The sequence below is a fragment of the Bradyrhizobium sp. Pha-3 genome (assembly GCF_042258325.1).
Taxonomy (GTDB): domain Bacteria; phylum Pseudomonadota; class Alphaproteobacteria; order Rhizobiales; family Xanthobacteraceae; genus Bradyrhizobium; species Bradyrhizobium elkanii.
Map to the genome: position 1 here is coordinate 326465 of NZ_CP170151.1, position 16695 is coordinate 343159.

Sequence of the window (16695 nt, forward strand, 5' to 3'; positions counted from 1 at the left end):
TCGCAGGGTGCTCATGCATCTTCCGGGCCACTTGGCCCGATCGCGATGGTTGTTGTCCCCCTTCAGGTAGCGCGGGCTATGGCGTTTGGCAACAATGCCTCACCCCGCGGCATTCGCCGAAATCGAATGTGAGAGCGCGGAGACGGAGAGGTCCGATGAACAGACGCGAATTCACCAAGGCAATGCTGGCCTGCGGTGCAGCCATCCCGTTCGGCATCACGCGGGCGGCGGGCCAGACCCGCGGTGGAACGCTCAACACCATCATCCAGCCCGAGCCGCCGGTTCTGGTGACGGCGTTGAACCAGCAGCAGCCGACCTTGACGCTCGGCGGCAAGATTTACGAAGGCCTGCTGAAATACGGCGCCGATCTCAAGCCGATGCCCGGCATGGCGCAGTCGTGGGAGATCTCGCCCGACGGCCTGACCTATACGTTCAAGCTGTTTCCGGGCATCACCTTCCACGACGGCAAGCCAATGACCTCGGAGGACGTGGTCTTCAGCTGCATGAAGCTGCTGGTGGAGACGCATCCGCGCGCACGGCAAAACTTCGCCCGCGTGGCGTCGGCGGAGGCGCCCGATCCGCTCACCGTCGTGTTCAAATTGAAGCAGCCGTTCGCGCCCTTCATCGGCTGCTTCGATTGCACGTCGGCCCCGATCGTGCCCAAGCACATCTATGACGGCACCGACTACCGCAAGAACCCGGAGAACGACAAGGCGATCGGCACCGGTCCCTTCAAGCTGAAGGAGTGGGTGCGCGGCTCGCATGTTCATCTCGTTCGCCACGACGGCTACTATCAGAAGGACCAGCCCTATCTCGACGAGATCGTCTACCGCGTGATTCCGGATGCGGCCTCGCGCGCGCTGGCGCTCGAGAACGGCACGGTGCAGCTCGTGCAATGGTCTGACGTCGAATTCTACGATGTGCAGCGCTTCAAGGCGCAGAAGAACCTCGAATTTACCACCAGGGGCTACGAGTATTTCGCGCCGCATCAGTGGCTCGAAATGAACAACCGCATCGCGCCGATGAACGACAAGCGGTTCCGGCAGGCGGTCATGCACCTGATCGATCGCGAGGCGTTCAGCAAGCGGGTCTATTTCGGCAATGCCAAGGTGGCGACCGGACCGATCTCGTCGAAGACGCGGTTCTACGATCCGAACGTGAAGCGCTACGAGTTTTCGGTCGACAAGGCCAAGGCCCTGCTCGACGACATGGGATTGAAGCCTGGCGCCAACGGCAAGCGCGCCGAGATCAAGTATATCGTGCCGCCCTATGGCGAGTCCTATCAGCGGGCCGGCGAATTCTTCCGCCAGAGCTTCGCGCGGGTCGGCATCGACCTCGTGCTTGTCGGCACCGACATGGCTGGATGGGCCGAGAAGGTCGGCAACTGGGATTATGAGATGACCCAGAATCTGCTCTACCAGCTCGGCGATCCCGCGCTGGGCGTCGCCCGCACCTATATTTCGTCGAACATCAAGAAGGGCATCCTGTTCTCCAACACGCAGGGCTATTCGAATCCCGAGGTCGACAAACTGTTCGACGAGGCCGCGGTGACGCTCGATGAAGCCAAGCGCCAGGAGCTCTACAGCAAGGTGCAGCAGATCCTGGTCGAGGACGTGCCGGTGGCCTGGACGCTCGAGATCGAATATCCCATCATCTACGACAAGGCGTTCAAGAACATCGTGACGACGGGTATCGGCTCGCACGAAACCTTCGGGTCGGTCTACAAATCGTGACCCGGCTCGGGAGCGCAGCGGCGATCGGACTTCAGGCGGTCAGCCGCATCGCCCAGCTCGTCGCCGTGATCCTCGTCATCGCGACGTTCAACTTCGTGCTGGTGCGGGCCGCGCCCGGCGATCCGGCCCAGGTCATGGCCGGGCAATCCGGCGCGTCCGATCCAAAGCTGCTCGACGATCTGCGCAAGGAATATGGCCTCGACAAGCCGTATTTTGTGCAGCTTGCGAGCCACCTCGGCCGTGTCGTCAGGCTCGACCTCGGCTATTCCTATCGCCAGCGCCGTCCGGTCGTCGATCTGATCCTCGAACGGCTTCCGGCGACGCTTCTCTTGACCGTGACGGCCTTTTGCCTCGCGCTCCTGATCGGTACCGCACTCGGCGCGCTGGCCGGGCTCGCGGCCGGCAGCGTGCTCGACACGGTGTTCACCGTGCTCTCGCTCGTGCTCTACGCGACGCCGGTGTTCTGGCTCGGCCTGATGCTCGTGCTGGTGTTCTCGGTGACCCTCGGCTGGCTGCCGCCGTTCGGTTACGAGACCATCAACGTCCAGCTCTCGCCGGTCGAGCATGCGCTCGACATCATGAAACACATGATCATGCCGGTCATGTCGCTGGCGGCGATCTACCTCGCGATCTATGCGCGGCTGATGCGATCCTCGATCATCGAGGTCGCGCAGCAGGATTTCATCAAGACCGCGCGCGCCAAGGGCTTGTCCGGAACGCGGATCGTGGTCGGCCACATGCTGCGCAATGCGCTGGTGCCGGTCGTCACCGTCGCCGGCATGCAGGCCGGCGCGCTGGTCGGCGGCGCCGTGGTGATCGAGACGGTGTTTGCCTGGCCGGGCCTTGGCCGCCTGACCTTCGAGGCACTGCTGCAGCGCGACTATCCGGTCCTGCTCGGCATCTTCCTGATCCTCTCGATCGTCGTGATCGCGCTCAACCTGCTCACCGATCTGGTCTACCGGCTGATTGATCCCCGCATGACCACGGGGGCGGCGTGATGGACACGGTGCGCGCCTTCCTGCGTCATCCGAGCGGCATGATAGGCCTCGTCCTGCTGCTCGTCGTTGTTGTCGTCGCGATCATCGCGCCGATCGCATTTCCGGTCTCGCCCTGGGAGATGGTCGGCGCGCCGTTCACGCCGCCCGGCGAGGATGGATTATGGCTCGGCGGCGATACGCTCGGCCGCGACGTCGCCGCCGGCGTCGCCTATGGCGCACGCGTCTCGCTTCTGATCGGCATCGCCTCGGCGCTCGCGGCGATGGCGATCGGCGTCGTGATTGGCGCAATCTCCGGTTATTTCGGCGGCAAGATCGATCTGGTGCTGATGCTGATGACGGAATTGTTCCAGACCATTCCGGCCTTCGTGCTGGCCATCCTGCTGGTCGCGACCTTCAATCCATCGCTGCTGACGATCATCCTGACCATCGGCGCGGTGAGCTGGCCGCCGCTGGCGCGGCTCACGCGCGCCGAATTCCTCCGTCTGCGGCACCGCGAATTCGTCGAGGCCGCGCTGTGCCAGGGCGAACGCACCTGGCGCATTGTGCTCGGCCATATCCTGCCCAACGCGATCTCGCCGATCCTCGTGGTGACGTCGCTGACGGTCGCGACCGCGATCCTGCTGGAAAGCGCGCTGTCCTTCATGGGGCTCGGCGATCCCAATCTGATGTCGTGGGGCTTCATGATCGGCGCGGGCCGCACCGTGATCCGGAACGCGTGGTGGATGAGCGTGTTTCCCGGCCTTGCCATCCTCGTCACGGTGCTGGCGATCAACCTGTTCGGCGAGGGACTGTCTGACGTCCTCAACCCGCGCGTCTCGAGGCGCCGGTCATGAGCGAAGCCATGCAGTCCGGCGCGCCCGTCCTTGCCGTCGAGGGCCTTTCCATCGCGCTGCCCAAAGGCGGTGACCGGCCCTTCGCGGTCGAGAATGTGTCGTTTGAAATCAGGCCAAACGAGGTGGTTTGCCTGGTCGGCGAATCCGGCTCCGGCAAGTCGATGATCGCGCATGCGGTGCTGTCGCTGTTGCCGCGGGGCGTCGACATCGCGTCCGGCGCCGTGACGGTCGCAGGGCAGGATCCGTCGAAGCTCGATGGCCGCGCCCTCCGCAAGTTGCGCGGCGGCAACGCCGCGATGATCTTTCAGGAGCCGTTGTCCTCGCTCAATCCGCTGAAGCGCGTCGGCAGGCAGATCGAGGAGATGATCCTGGCGCACCAGCGGCCAGCGCCCTCGGTGGCCGAAGTCCGCGAGCGGGTGCTGACGCTGCTAACCCAGGTCGGGCTTCCGAATCCGCAGTTGCTGGAAAAGAGCTACCCGTTCGAGCTTTCCGGCGGCCAGCGCCAGCGCGTGATGATCGCGATGGCGATGGCCAACCGCCCCGCGCTTCTGATCGCGGACGAGCCGACCACCGCGCTCGATGTCACGACCCAGCGCCAGATCCTGCGCCTGATCGACGATCTCCGGTGCGAGCGCGGCATGGGCGTGCTGCTGATCACCCATGATTTCGGCGTTGTCGCCGACGTTGCCGATCGCGTCGTGGTGCTGCGCCATGGCAAGGTGGTCGAGCAGGGCACGGCCAGCGAAGTGCTTCGCAATCCGCAGGCCGCCTACACGCGCGAATTGATCGACGCGGTGCCGAAGGCGCGCCTTGCCGACATCCATGAGGCCATCGTGCGTCCCGAGCCGTTGCTCGAGGTCATCGGCCTGCAAAAGACCTTTCGGGTCAAGCGCGGCTGGCTGCAGCCGCCACGCGAGGTGATCGCCGCTGATGGCGTCTCGCTGACGCTGCACGAGGGCGAGACGCTTGCGGTGGTCGGTGAATCCGGCTCTGGCAAGTCGACGCTCGGGCGCATGATCATGCGGCTCACCGAGCCTGATGCCGGCGCCATCCGCTTTGGCGGCGCGGATCTCCGGCAGCTGCGCGGCGAGGCGTTGCGCCAGGCGCGGCGCCAACTCCAGATCGTGTTCCAGGATCCGTTTGCCAGTCTCGATCCGCGCCAGAAGGTCGGCGATGCCATCGCGCGCGGTCCGATGGCCTATGGCACGTCGCGGGCCGAGGCGATGGCACAGGCGAACAAGCTCCTGGTGCGGGTCGGCCTGTCGGCGACCGCCGCCGATCGCTACCCGCACGAATTCTCGGGCGGCCAGCGCCAGCGCATCTGCATCGCGCGGGCGCTGGCGCTGAAGCCGCGGGTTCTGATCGCCGACGAGGCGGTGTCGGCGCTCGACGTCTCGGTGCAGGCCCAGGTGCTGGCGCTGCTCGCCGAGTTGCGCCAGGAGATGCGGCTTGCGATGATCTTCATCACGCACGATTTGCGGATTGCCGCCGAGATCGCCGACCGCTTCATCGTCCTGCAGAAGGGGCGTATCGTGGAGGAAGGCACCACCGCCGACGTGTTCACCGCGCCGCGCCAGGCCTACACTCGCGATCTGCTCGACGCGATTCCCGGGCGCGATTTCTTCGACCAGCCGGGCTTCGCGGCCGCGGCCGATGCACGCCCCACAGCAAGGATCAATTCATGACCGACAGCCGTTCAGTCCCCCTTCCGGCCGGCGCGCGCGAGCGCATCGAGGCGGCTGTCGACGCCGCCTTCGAGCAGCAGCTCGCGACCACGATCGCCTTCTCGTCGATTCCCAGCACGCGCGGCCAGGAAGGTCCCTGTCAGGACATGTTCGCGGAGCTGCTGCGCGAGCGCGGCTATGAGGTCGACGACTGGGTCATCAATCAGGATGAACTGAAGACGCTGCCCGGCTACGGGCCGGTCGAGACCGATTTCTCCCGCGCGCGGACCGTCGTCGGCACCTATCGGCCGGCGCGCGAGGAGGGACGTTCGCTGATCCTTCAGGGGCATTGCGACGTGGTGCCGGTCGGGCCGCTCGACATGTGGGAGCGGCCGCCGTTCCAGCCGGTGGTCGAGGACGGCTGGCTCTATGGCCGCGGCACCGGCGACATGAAGTCGGGCACCATTGCCGCGCTCTACGCGCTCGATGCGGTGAAGGCCGCGGGCTTTGCGCCGAAGGGCCGCATCCATCTGCAATCCGTGATCGAAGAGGAGAGCACCGGTCTCGGCGCGCTCTCGACGTTGCAGCGAGGTTACCGTGCCGATGCCTGCCTGCTGCCGGAGCCGACCGAGGAACGGTTGATGCGCGCCCAGGTCGGCGTGATCTGGTTTCGCCTCAGGGTTCGCGGAATTCCGGTCCATGTCGCGCGCGCCGGCACCGGCTCCAACGCCATCCGCGCCGCCTATCATCTGATCGGCCATCTCGACGCGCTGGAGGCGAAGTGGAACGAGCGCGCCAAGTCGCATCGCTACTTCGGCGCGGTGCATCACCCGCTCAACTTCAATCCGGGCATCATCAAGGGTGGCGATTGGGCCTCCAGCGTGCCGGCCTGGTGCGACGTCGATTGCCGGATTGGCATCCTGCCGGGATGGAAAATCGCCGACTGCCAGGCCGAGATCGTCGAGTGCGTGACCAAGGCCGCAAAGGCCCATCCGTTCCTCGCCAACAATCCGCCCGAGATCGTCTGGTCCGGCTTCCTGTCGCCGGGCTATGAAGCGACCGAGGTGCAGGAGAGCGAGGCCGTCCTCGGCTCGGTCTACGAGCACGTGTTCGGGCGCAAGCTGACGGATTTTCCCTCGACCGCGCTGACGGATGCGCGCTTCTATGGCCTGGACTATGGTGTTCCCGCATTCTGCTTCGGCACCAGGATGGAGAACGCGCACGGCTTCAATGAGCGGGTCCAGCTCGATTCGCTGAAGAAGGTCACCAAGGCCTACGCCCTCTTCGTCGCGAGCTGGTGCGGTGTCGATAGAGCATGATCCGGAAAAGTGCGAAGCGGTTTTCCGACAAGATCATGCTCAATGAATTGAGACAAACCAAACGGGAGGTTCGCTATGGGTGACCAGAATGCAGGCGGCAAGCCGCCGGTCAAATCGCAGGAGGATCTTCGTGCGCATTTCGGGCAATTGAGCCCGCTCGCCGAGAAAAAGGTGCTCTACCATCTCGACAAGTTCTGCCGCGACTTCATCGCGCTGTCGCCGTTCCTCGTCATCGCCTCCAGCGACGGCAAAGGGCATGCCGATGCCAGCCCGCGCGGCGATGCGCCGGGCTTCGTCTCCGTCCTCGACGACAAGACGCTGCTGATCCCGGATCGGCGCGGCAACAACCGGGTCGATACGTTCGGCAATATCATCGCGTCGCCCGGGATCGGGCTGATCTTCATGGTGCCCGGCATCAACGAGACGCTGCGCGTCAACGGGCGCGCCGAGATTTCGCAGGAGCCGGATCTGTTGACGCCGCTGACGGTGCAGAACGTCACGCCGATCATCGGCCTCAAGGTGCATGTCGATGAGACCTACTTCCACTGCGGCAAGGCGCTGATGCGCTCGAAGCTCTGGAATCCCGCCGCGCAAGTCGAGCGCCACAGCTTTCCGACGCTCGGCCGGATCATCGCCGAGCAGACCGCCGCGATCGAGGTCGAGGTCGCCGAGAAGGCGATGGAAGAGGCCTATCGCACGAGGCTGTACTAGAACTTGATGAAACCAATCGGGAACCATCCTCATCGTCGTCCCTGCGAAAGCAGGGACCCATAACCTCAACTGCCAATTGTTGGGCGATGCTGCAACGACGAGCCCCTGCAACAAGGTCCGCCGCGGCGTACGGGTCCCTGCTCCCGTGCGCAATTGCGCACTAGGCAGGGACGACGTGTTGGAGGGGCCGCGGACTCAACGGCGGGCGGCCGCAGGGAAGCGACGCGCCAGGGCTTTCCCATATGCCATAGCCGCGGGGCGTCTGCACGATTTCTGTATAATGGAAGAATACCGCTGATTTGCCCGACGAATCAAGTTGCCGTGTCGAACGCCGACGGCCACCGGCTGCTTTGCATGGGGTTGTTTTCGATATTTTGGCAGTGCGCCCTGCGACGGCCGCCTTCGCGACTGCTGCCGAACCTGACTTCACCATGCTTTAGCGGCACCGTTGACGAGGCGCCGCCTCAGATCATTCCGCGGCGGGCGAGATCATGTTCGGTGGACCGGGCGGCCGCTTGGTCTCGTCAGCCTGCTTCTCGTTCAGCGCCAGCTCATGGTCGGCATGCGAGACCACGAACCGTTTGCCGAAGCGCCAGATCAGGCTGCCGATGTCGTCCATCACCATGAACATCGCCGGCACGAACACCAGCGACAGCGCGGTCGAGAAGATCAGGCCGCCGATCACCGCGAGCGCCATCGGCGAGCGGAATTCGCCGCCCGCGCCGAACGCCAGCGCGGACGGCATCATGCCGGCGGCCATCGCGATCGTGGTCATCACGATCGGGCGGGCGCGCTTCATGCCGGCGTCGATCATGGCTTCCTCGCGCGCCTTGCCGTCGCGGATCGCCTCCACCGCGAACTCCACCAGCATGATGGCGTTCTTGGTGACGATGCCCATCAGCATCAGGATGCCGATCCATACCGGCGTGGTGAGCTGCTTGCCGGTCAACAGCAGCGCGCCGATCGCGCCGCCGATCGAGAGCGGCAGCGAGAACAGGATGGTGATCGGCTGCAGGAAGGTACCGAACAGCAGCACCAGCACGGCATAGACCATCATCAGGCCGGCGGTGATCGCGGTGGCGAAGCCGTCGGACAGTTCGGCGAGGCTCTCGGCGTCGCCGGACGGGCTGACCTTCACGCCCTTCGGCAGGCTTTTCATGACCGGCAGGTCGTAGATCAGCTTGGTGGCGTCGCCGAGCGCGGCGTTGCCGACGAGATCGGCCGCGACGGTGGCCTGCCGCTCGCGGTCGTAGCGGTTGATGCTGGTCGGGCCCTGGTCGAGCTGGATGTCGGCGACCACAGAGAGCGGCACGCCGCCGCGCTCGCCACGCTGGCCGAGCGGCACCCGCAGCTGCTCCAGCATCTGCAGGTCGCTGCGCGCATTGTCCTCGAGCTGGACGCGGATCGGCACCTGGCGGTCGCCGGCGTCGAACTTCGCCAGCGCCGGACCGACATCGCCGATGGTGGCGACGCGGATGGTCTGTGACAGGCTTTCCGTCGAGACGCCGAGCCGGGCCGCGAGCTCGGCGCGCGGGCGGATGCGCAGCTCGGGCCGGTCGAGCGCGGTCTCCGAGATTACGTTGGCGATGATCGGAATCCGCTTCATCTGCGTCGCGAGTTCGCTGGCGACGTTGTTGACGATGTTGCTGTCGGTACCGGTGACGACCAGCGAGATCGCGCGCAGGCCGTTCTCGTCGAGGAACCAGAACCTGATGTCGGGAACGTTATCGAGCTCCTTGCCGATCGACAGTTCGAGCTCGCGCTGGGTGATCTTGCGGTCGGCCTTCGGCGTGTAGTTGATGATCAGCGCAGCGCGGCGCACCTCCTGGAGGCCCGGCGGCACCCGGCCGCCGTCGACGAACACGCTTCGTACCTCGGGCCGCTTGCGCAGCCGCGCCACGATCTCCTCGGTGACCTTCTCGGTGTAGGCGAGCTGCGAGCCGGGCGGCAGCTCCATCGCGAGCAGCGAGCGCGCGGTGTCCTGCGCCGGCAGGAAGCCCTGCGGCAGCAGCGTGATGCTCCAGATCGACGCGGCGAAGATCGCAAAGCCGATCAGCACGGTGACGAAGTAATGCTTCACCGACCAGGTGACGAGGCTGTGATAGCCGCGCAGGATCGGGCCGGGCGGCGGATCGTCGTGGTCGTGATGCTTGAGGAAATAGGCTGCCAGCATCGGCGTCACGAAGCGCGCGGCGAGCAGCGAGAAGAACACCTGCACCGACACGGTGATGCCGAACTGCTTGAAGAACTGCCCGGCAATCCCTGACATGAAGCTCGCCGGCGCGAAGATCGCGATGATGGTGAGCGAGATCGCGATCACCGCAAGGCCGATCTCGTCGGCGGCTTCGAGAGCGGCACGATAAGGCGTCTTGCCCATCCGCATGTGGCGGACGATGTTCTCGATCTCGACGATGGCATCGTCGACCAGGATGCCGGTCGAGAGCGTGATGGCGAGGAAGGAGACGAGGTTTAGCGAGAAGCCGAGCAGGTCCATCGCCCAGAATGCCGGGAAGATCGACAGCGGCAGCGAGACCGCCGCGATGATCGTGGCGCGCATGTCGCGCAGGAACAGCAGCACGATGATCACGGCGAGGATCGCGCCCTCGAACAGGGTCGAGATCGCGGCCTCGTAATTGCCCTTGGTGAACTCGACCGAGGTGTCGATCAGCTTCAGGTCGACGTCGGGATAGGCCACCTTCAGCGCGTCGATCCGCTTCTGCACCGCGGCCGCGACGACGACGTCGCTGGCGCCCTTGGAGCGCTTGATGCCGAGCGCGACCACCGGCTCGCCGTTGAAGCGGGCGAAGGTGCGGCGGTCGGCGATGGTGTCGGTGACGGTGCCGAGATCGTCGAGCCGGATCTCGCCGCCGCCGAACAGCGGGATCATGGTGCCGGCGAGCTCGTTCAGCGTCTTGGCGCCGGCGAGCGTGCGGATCGCCTGGTCGTTCTTGCCGATCTCGGCGCGGCCGCCGGCGACGTCGACATTGGTGCCGCGCAGGATCTGGCTGACATTGACCGCGGTCAGTCCCACCGCCTGTAGCTTGTCAGGATCGAGCGAGACCAGGATCTCGCGCTCGACACCGCCGATGCGCTCGACCTGGGCGACGCCGCGCACGCCCTGCAGGGCGCGCTTGACCACGTCGTCGACGAAATAGGACAGCTGCTCCGGCGTCTTGCCAGGTGAGATTGCAGCATAGGTCACGATCGGCAGGCCGATCACGTCGACGCGCTGGATCAGGGGCTCGGTGACATTCTGCGGCAGATTGGCGCGCACGCGCGTCACAGCGTCCTTGACGTCGTTGAGCGCGCGGTCGGTGTTGGTCTCCAGCGCGAACTGGATCGTGGTCACCGACAGGCCATCGGTGATCGAGGAGGAGATGTGGCGCACGCCCTCGACGCCGGAGACGCCGTCCTCGATGGTCTTGGTGACCTGCGATTCAAGTTCCGACGGCGCGGCGCCGAATTGCGAGACCGCGACCGAGATCACCGGAATGTCGGCGCTCGGCAGCCGCGTCACCGCGAGCTTGGTAAACGAGACCCAGCCCAGCACGAGCAGGATGATCGAGAAGACGATCGATGGAAGCGGGTTCCGGATCGACCATGCCGAGATGTTCAAAGCCATTAGCGTGCCCGAATTACCGTGATCGCGTGCGATCGAGTTCGTCGGCGAACATGGTCTTGATCTGGTCGCCGTCATGCAGCGAGGTGCCAGCGTCGGCCACGACGATTTCGCCGACGTCGAGGCCTTCAAGGATTTCGGTCGAAGTGTCGGAGGTCAGCCCGACGCGCACCCTGCGGGTCTCGACGGTGTTGCCCTTCACGACCTGCAGGGTCAGGCGGTCGATCGCGGTACGCGGCACCGCGACCCCGCAGGAGCGCTTGGCGTCGATATTGGCGCGCGCGAACATGCCGACCTTCAGCGTCGGATTGTTGTTGATGGTGATGCGGACGTGCCCGAGCTGGGTGGTGCGGTCGATCTGCGGCGAGATCTGGCGGACCTTGCCGACCATGTCGGGCGCATCGTCGCGGCTGATCCGCACATTGGCGCCGGGGTTGAGCTTCAGGAGCTGGAAGCCCGGCACCTCGGCGTCGAGCTCGATCTCGTTGTTGATGGAGATCTTGAACATCGGGGGAGCCTGCGGCGAGGCCGGCGCGCCGGGCGCGGTGCGCACTTCGGTGACGAGGCCGGCCGCCGGCGCCCGCAGCACAAGCGGCTTGGCATTGGCCTGTGCGGCCTGCTGCGGCGGCGGGGTCAGCCGCGCGAGCTCCTGGTTCTCGGTGACCGTGTCGCCCTCGCGGACCAGCACGTCGATGACCTTGGAGCCGTCCTGGTCGACATTCACCTGCGCCTCGCGGCGCGGCACGATGAAGCCGGTGACGCGGACCATGTCGGAGAAGCAGGCATTGGTCGACTTCGTCACCACGACCAGCGCCTGGCCCGGCGTCTCCTTCTCCTCCGGATGGGAGCGGTGCTCGAACGCGTAATAGGCGATCGCGAGGGCGAGGAAAAACACCGTGCCGAGCGCAGGCTTGAGGTATTGGGAAAAATTCATCGCCTGATCAATCCAGAGCTTGGCGCATCATGGGTGTTGGTCGAAGTCTCATCACGCTCGTTATCGTATTGCCTGGGCATTCGGAAGGCCGGTGCCATTGTTCCGGATCATGCCCTGACGTCATGTGAGGCGGGTCACCTGTGGGCCGCTTTGGGTCTCGGCCCAACGGCATTGGCCCAAAAGCAATGCGCCCCGCCGGGGTGCGGGGCGCATTGTAACCTCAAAAAGGGGCCACGCCACCGCCCATCACTTGGCGGCGGTGGCCTTGTTTTCCACGTTCACGACCTGCACGCGCCGGTTCACCTCCGCCATCGGGTGGCTCGGGTCCTTCAGCTTGCTCTTGCCATAGCCGACGGTGACGAGATCGGTGCCGTTGATGCCGTATTTGTCGACGAGATAGCGCTTGATGGCGTCGGCGCGGCGCTCCGAGAGACCCTGATTGTAGTCCTCGCCGCCCGCGGCGTCGGTGTGGCCGGCGACCACGAAGGTCGAGCCCTTCAGGTCCTGATTGGTCAAGGCGCGGCCGAGCGCCTGCACCGACGGCAGCGACTTCGCGCTGATGTCGGCGGAGTTGTAGTCGAAGTTGATCTCGAGATCGATCTTCGGCTTGTCCTGGACGATGGTCGCGATTTCCTCGCGTTCCGCCGAGGACAGCGAGCGGGTGGCGCGGCCGCGGACGCTCTGCACGAATTTGGCCTGGTCGGCATTCAGCTCCGGCGAGGTGGCCTGCGGGCCGGCCGAAAGGCCGCGGGTCAGCGGCTTCTTGTCGGGCGTCAGCGCCTTGATGATCTGATCTTCGGTGACGTCGCCGGCGCGGGCGACGGCCATGCCGAACGACAGCGCGGCGCCAACGGTCATGATTGAAACGATCGCGGCCTTTGCCGACGGCTTGAACATTTCGGTCCTCCTGCGCAAGCTGGCGCGGTTCGAGGCAACTATTCAGATTGATCGCCGGCACTGCTGCCCGGCACGCACCCTCTGATTAGTCGCGCAATACCATCCGCGGTTCGAGCCGCGGGCAGAGCCTTCGTCGATCTGTCACTGCACGCCGTAGTCGGCGAATTCCTTGACGATGTTCGGGTCCATCGCCTTGGCGTTGGCGATGTCGAGATCGCCCTCCGCGACCGCGCCGTTGCGCTGCTTGGCGAGCCCGCGCCCGTACAGCGACGAGGTTAGACGCGGGTTGATCTTCAGCGCGGCGTCGAAATCGGCGATCGCGTTCTTGTTCTGCCCGCCCTTCAGGTTCATCAGCCCGCGGCTGTCGAGCGCATCGACGAAGTTCGGACGCAGCCGCAGTGCCTCGTTGCAGTCCTTCAGCGCCGCCTGCAGGTCGCCGATCACGGTGCGGACCCAGCAGCGGTTGTTATAGGCCTCGACATCCTTCGGGTTCAGCCGCAGCGAATTGGTGAAGTCCTTCACCGCAAGGTCGTAGGCCCCCTTGCTGGCATAGACCTGGCCGCGGCGATACAGCGCCGCTGCGTCGTCGGGATTCTTGTCCAGCTTTTCGCTCAGGCTCTTGATCGTCGGATCATCGGCGAGCACGGGCGAATTGCTCGGCGCCGGCGTGGGCTGGATCACCACCGGCGGGGGAGCGGCGGGCGGCGGCAGGGCGATCTCGGGCGCCTTTGGCTGGGGTGGCGGTGCGGTCGGCGCTGCCGCAACCGGAGGCGTCGGCGGCACCGGCGGTGGTGTCGGCGCTGTTGCCGCTGGTGGCGTCGGGGTTGCCGCGGGCGGTGTCGGCGTTGCTGCGGGCGGAGCCGGCGGAGGCGCGACCGGCGGCGCCGTTGCCACCTCGGGTGACGGCGACGCGGCGGGTATTGGCGCGGTGTTCGACGGCCCGGCCGTGCCGGCCGGAATGAACGAGAAATCCTCGGCCAGTGACGACGAGATCCACGGCACCTGTTCCTGCCGCGAGGCCCGGGTGACGCCGACACGGGTGCGGTTCAGCGTTTCCTCGGCCATCAGGTCGGGGGTGCGGATCTCCTTCAGGAGTTCCCGCACGAACAGGCTGTGGTCGCTGCCATTGTCGGAGACGACGGACGACAGCGCGGCCGAATACATCACCAATGTGCCGTTGGGCGCGATCACCGGGGCGAGCCCTGCCGAAAAGCTGCGGAAGCGCCGCTCGAACGGGTTGCGCCGCGAGGCGTCGATCAAGGCGATCTTCACCCCGGCGCCACGGCTGTTGATTTCCCCGAGCACGGTCTCGAGGCTGAAGCCGTCGCGGCGAACGTCGGCCTCGGCCCAGATCTGCGCATCGATCGGGATCATGTAGCTCTGCCGGTTCGACTGGATGCCGTAACCGGAGAAGAAGATCAGGGCGACCGAGCCCGGCTTGATCTTGCCGTAGAGCCGGTCGAAGGCGCGGCGCATGCCGTCGCCGGTCAGGTTCTCCCCCACCTCGACGGTGAAGCCGTCACGCTTGAGCTCGTCGGCGACGTCACGGGCGTCGTTGACCGGCTCCTTCAGCGGCGCGTCGGCGTCGGGATATTTGGCGTTGCCGATGACCAGCGCGAAACGGTCGCCGGCGGCGAAGGACAAAGTGGGCGCCGCGATTGAAAAAATCAGCGTGGCGAGCAAGGCAAGGCGGATTTTCATAATCGCAGCAAATCCAGATCGCGACATTCCAATGAAACGGCGCCGCTTCCAGCCTGCGCCTTGGGGACCTTACTCTAGCGAAAATCCATTATCAAACCACGGCCAAACCCCCGTCAACGGCTTGCGGCAGCATCGTTTATCGCCGTGATACTGGTGAGACCGCAGTGCAACAGCACACGCTCATGGCGGCCATCGCCGTCACGGCGGGGTGCTGGTTCCTGTGAGCCGATAATGTGCTTGCACTCACAACGGCTGTCGCCACCCTGTCATGCGCTCGTCGCACGCCGCGCGGTTTGACCTTTGCGCGAGCCGATGGCTTTGTGTTCAGGACGGCAAGCCATTCAAAGACAAGCCGTTCAAAACAGGCCTTGCAAACAAGAGCGAAACCGATGGGAAACGCCTACGAGATCTACGCCCTGCGCTATGCGACGATGTCGCCGCGCACGCCCCACCTCAACTTCCTGGTGCCCGATCCGCACGACACCACCGCGCAAGACCTCGACTATTTCGTCTGGCTGGTGCGGGGTCATGGCCGTGACATCCTGGTCGACACCGGCTTCAACGCCGAGGAGGCCAAGGCGCGCGCCCGCAAGCTGACGCTCAACCCGGTCGATGCGCTGGCCGGCTTCGGCGTCAGTGCCGACAGCATCAAGGACGTCATCGTCACCCATCTGCACTACGACCATGCCGGCAATCTGGATCGCTTCCCGAACGCCAAATTCCATCTGCAGGAACGCGAGATGAGCTACGCGACCGGCCGCTGCATGTGCAACGGCATGCTGCGCCATCCGTTCTCCATTGAGCACGTCACGCAGATGGTACGCCACGTCTATGGCGAGCGCGTCACCTTCCACTCCGGTGACGGCGAGATCGCGCCCGGCGTCACCGTGCATCGCGTCGGCGGTCATTCCGACGGCCTACAGGTGGTGCGCATCGAGACCGCGCGCGGCCCGGTCGTGCTGGCGTCGGATGCCGCGCATTATTACGCGAACCTGCACAAGCGCAGCCCGTTCCCGATCGTCTACAATGTCGGCGACATGGCGCAGGGCTGGGAGACCGTCGAGCGGCTCGCCGGTCATCCCGACCGCTTCATTCCCGGTCACGATCCGATCGTCAGCGAGATCTATCCGCGCGCCAGCGACAAGGTCGATGCCTTCGCGCTGCATCTGGCGCCGTCGCGATCGTTCGCGAAATAGCCTCGCCGATTGGGCGAGGCACGTCTGCAACACGTCAAGAAACGTCAAAAAGAAGCGATATGACTGACACCAAGACGACTGACACCAAGACTCTCGGGTTCATCGGCCTCGGCGTGATGGGTGAACCGATTTGCCGCAACCTCGTCAAGAAGAGCGGCAAGCGCGTTGTCGTGTTCGACCTCTCGGCCGAACCGCTGCAGCGGTTGCGCGCCGACGGCGCCGAGGTTGCAGCGTCGGTCGCCGACGTCATCAAGCAGAGCGATGTGCTGTTCCTCTGCCTGCCGAGCGCCAGGCACGTGCGCGCGGTGTTCGAAGGCGACGGCATCTTGAAGAACACGAGAAGCGGCCAGATCGTGGTCGATCTCGGCACGTCTTCAGTCAGCCAGACCCGCGATTTCGCCGCGCAGTTGCAGGCCAGGGGCGCGGCGTGGGCCGACGCGCCGATCGCGCGTACGCGGCAGGCGGCGCAGCACGGCACGCTCAGCGTGATGGTCGGCGCGGTGCCCGCGCTCTATGCCGCGATCGAGCCCTTGATCCGCTGCTTTGCCACCGACGTTACCAATTGCGGCGATGTCGGCGCCGGGCAAGTGACCAAGATCCTCAACAACATGGTGCTGTTCGAGACAGTGAACGCGCTGGCCGAGGCCGTCGCGGTGGCGAAGCATAACGGCGTCGATCCAAAGCTGCTGCTGGAGACCCTGTCCAAGGGCTCGGCCGACAGCTTTGCGCTGCGCAACCACGGCATGAAGGCGATCGTGCCCGGCGTGTTTCCCGAGCGCGCATTCTCGACCGAATATGCGCTGAAGGATCTGTCCTACGCGTTGGAGCTCGCCGCCGACGCCGGCATCAAGATCCGCGGTGCGGAGCTGATCGGCACGGTGCTGCAGGAGGCGATCGACAAGGGATCGAAGGACAATTATTTCCCGGTTATCGCCAAGCATATCGATCGCGGCTAGTGCAATATTTCGCCCCGCATCAGTGTGCGTAACCCTATCACCGTCATGCTGAGGAGGCCGCGCAGCGGCCGTCTCGAAGCACGACGGCCCGACTGTGGCCGTGCATCCTTCGAGGCTCGCTCCGCTCGCACCTC

13 protein-coding genes are annotated in these 16695 nt (G+C 65.2%); 9 read left to right on the plus strand and 4 right to left on the minus strand.

Translation table 11 applies throughout. The features are described from left to right. Positions 1–155 precede the first annotated feature (155 nt). The 6 genes from ACE10X_RS01525 (at position 156) to ACE10X_RS01550 (ending at position 7258) form a co-directional block, all read left to right on the plus strand. Positions 156–1733, plus strand: coding sequence for an ABC transporter substrate-binding protein (locus ACE10X_RS01525; RefSeq protein ID WP_038385754.1), 1578 nt, complete (start codon positions 156–158; stop codon positions 1731–1733). Continuing rightward, positions 1730–2731: an ABC transporter permease gene (locus ACE10X_RS01530; protein WP_038385753.1), complete on the plus strand. Its 1002-nt coding sequence runs from the start codon at positions 1730–1732 to the stop codon at positions 2729–2731. The genes ACE10X_RS01525 and ACE10X_RS01530 overlap by 4 nt, the downstream gene beginning before the upstream one ends. After that, complete coding sequence (locus ACE10X_RS01535) at positions 2731–3564, plus strand: ABC transporter permease (RefSeq protein WP_375763933.1); 834 nt, start codon at positions 2731–2733, stop codon at positions 3562–3564. The genes ACE10X_RS01530 and ACE10X_RS01535 overlap by 1 nt, the downstream gene beginning before the upstream one ends. Further along, positions 3561–5249, plus strand: a complete 1689-nt coding sequence (locus ACE10X_RS01540) for a dipeptide ABC transporter ATP-binding protein (protein ID WP_375763934.1) — start codon at positions 3561–3563, stop codon at positions 5247–5249. Before ACE10X_RS01535 ends, ACE10X_RS01540 begins: the two co-directional genes overlap by 4 nt. Further along, positions 5246–6547: an ArgE/DapE family deacylase gene (locus ACE10X_RS01545; protein WP_375763935.1), complete on the plus strand. Its 1302-nt coding sequence runs from the start codon at positions 5246–5248 to the stop codon at positions 6545–6547. Before ACE10X_RS01540 ends, ACE10X_RS01545 begins: the two co-directional genes overlap by 4 nt. A 75-nt stretch (positions 6548–6622) precedes the next feature. Next, positions 6623–7258, plus strand: coding sequence for a pyridoxamine 5'-phosphate oxidase family protein (locus ACE10X_RS01550; RefSeq protein WP_028335189.1), 636 nt, complete (start codon positions 6623–6625; stop codon positions 7256–7258). A gap of 469 nt (positions 7259–7727) precedes the next feature. Here ACE10X_RS01550 and ACE10X_RS01555 read toward each other — a convergent pair whose 3' ends face one another. The 3 genes from ACE10X_RS01555 to ACE10X_RS01565 form a co-directional block, all read right to left on the minus strand. Then, the gene (locus tag ACE10X_RS01555) at positions 7728–10880 is read right to left on the minus strand and encodes an efflux RND transporter permease subunit (RefSeq protein WP_375763936.1); all 3153 of its coding nucleotides are present in this window, start codon (positions 10878–10880) and stop codon (positions 7728–7730) included. Positions 10881–10893: 13 nt separating this feature from the next. Next, positions 10894–11811, minus strand: a complete 918-nt coding sequence (locus ACE10X_RS01560) for an efflux RND transporter periplasmic adaptor subunit (RefSeq protein WP_172646052.1) — start codon at positions 11809–11811, stop codon at positions 10894–10896. Positions 11812–12057: 246 nt separating this feature from the next. Continuing rightward, the gene (locus tag ACE10X_RS01565) at positions 12058–12708 is read right to left on the minus strand and encodes an OmpA family protein (RefSeq protein ID WP_375763937.1); all 651 of its coding nucleotides are present in this window, start codon (positions 12706–12708) and stop codon (positions 12058–12060) included. Between ACE10X_RS01565 and ACE10X_RS01570 the strand changes: the two genes are divergently transcribed. Further along, the gene (locus ACE10X_RS01570) at positions 12668–12793 is read left to right on the plus strand and encodes a hypothetical protein (RefSeq protein ID WP_276325868.1); all 126 of its coding nucleotides are present in this window, start codon (positions 12668–12670) and stop codon (positions 12791–12793) included. The two genes, ACE10X_RS01565 and ACE10X_RS01570, sit on opposite strands and share 41 nt — an antisense overlap. A gap of 56 nt (positions 12794–12849) precedes the next feature. On the opposite strand, the gene ACE10X_RS01575 is transcribed toward ACE10X_RS01570, so the two are convergent. Then, a complete protein-coding gene (locus tag ACE10X_RS01575) occupies positions 12850–14409 on the minus strand; it encodes a caspase family protein (RefSeq protein WP_375763938.1) in 1560 nt (519 codons plus the stop codon). Between the two features lie 389 nt (positions 14410–14798). Here ACE10X_RS01575 and ACE10X_RS01580 point away from each other — a divergent pair, with 389 nt between their 5' ends. Together ACE10X_RS01580 and ACE10X_RS01585 are read left to right on the plus strand one after the other, a co-directional pair. Continuing rightward, positions 14799–15605 (plus strand): N-acyl homoserine lactonase family protein, encoded by an 807-nt coding sequence (locus ACE10X_RS01580; protein ID WP_028343658.1) that lies wholly within the window; start codon positions 14799–14801, stop codon positions 15603–15605. A gap of 59 nt (positions 15606–15664) precedes the next feature. Beyond that, a complete protein-coding gene (locus ACE10X_RS01585) occupies positions 15665–16561 on the plus strand; it encodes an NAD(P)-dependent oxidoreductase (RefSeq protein WP_244435855.1) in 897 nt (298 codons plus the stop codon). Positions 16562–16695: the final 134 nt, after the last annotated feature.

Excerpts from the sequence above, each read along its gene's own strand:
- ACE10X_RS01535 (WP_375763933.1), top strand. The coding sequence starts at position 2,731 with ATGGACACGGTGCGCGCCTTCCTGCGTCATCCGAGCGGCATGATAGGC.
- ACE10X_RS01575 (WP_375763938.1), bottom strand. The coding sequence starts at position 14,409 with ATGAAAATCCGCCTTGCCTTGCTCGCCACGCTGATTTTTTCAATCGCG.
- ACE10X_RS01560 (WP_172646052.1), bottom strand. The coding sequence starts at position 11,811 with ATGAATTTTTCCCAATACCTCAAGCCTGCGCTCGGCACGGTGTTTTTC.
- ACE10X_RS01550 (WP_028335189.1), top strand. The coding sequence starts at position 6,623 with ATGGGTGACCAGAATGCAGGCGGCAAGCCGCCGGTCAAATCGCAGGAG.
- ACE10X_RS01580 (WP_028343658.1), top strand. The coding sequence starts at position 14,799 with ATGGGAAACGCCTACGAGATCTACGCCCTGCGCTATGCGACGATGTCG.
- ACE10X_RS01570 (WP_276325868.1), top strand. The coding sequence starts at position 12,668 with ATGATTGAAACGATCGCGGCCTTTGCCGACGGCTTGAACATTTCGGTC.
- ACE10X_RS01540 (WP_375763934.1), top strand. The coding sequence starts at position 3,561 with ATGAGCGAAGCCATGCAGTCCGGCGCGCCCGTCCTTGCCGTCGAGGGC.
- ACE10X_RS01555 (WP_375763936.1), bottom strand. The coding sequence starts at position 10,880 with ATGGCTTTGAACATCTCGGCATGGTCGATCCGGAACCCGCTTCCATCG.
- ACE10X_RS01565 (WP_375763937.1), bottom strand. The coding sequence starts at position 12,708 with ATGTTCAAGCCGTCGGCAAAGGCCGCGATCGTTTCAATCATGACCGTT.
- ACE10X_RS01525 (WP_038385754.1), top strand. The coding sequence starts at position 156 with ATGAACAGACGCGAATTCACCAAGGCAATGCTGGCCTGCGGTGCAGCC.
- ACE10X_RS01545 (WP_375763935.1), top strand. The coding sequence starts at position 5,246 with ATGACCGACAGCCGTTCAGTCCCCCTTCCGGCCGGCGCGCGCGAGCGC.
- ACE10X_RS01585 (WP_244435855.1), top strand. The coding sequence starts at position 15,665 with ATGACTGACACCAAGACGACTGACACCAAGACTCTCGGGTTCATCGGC.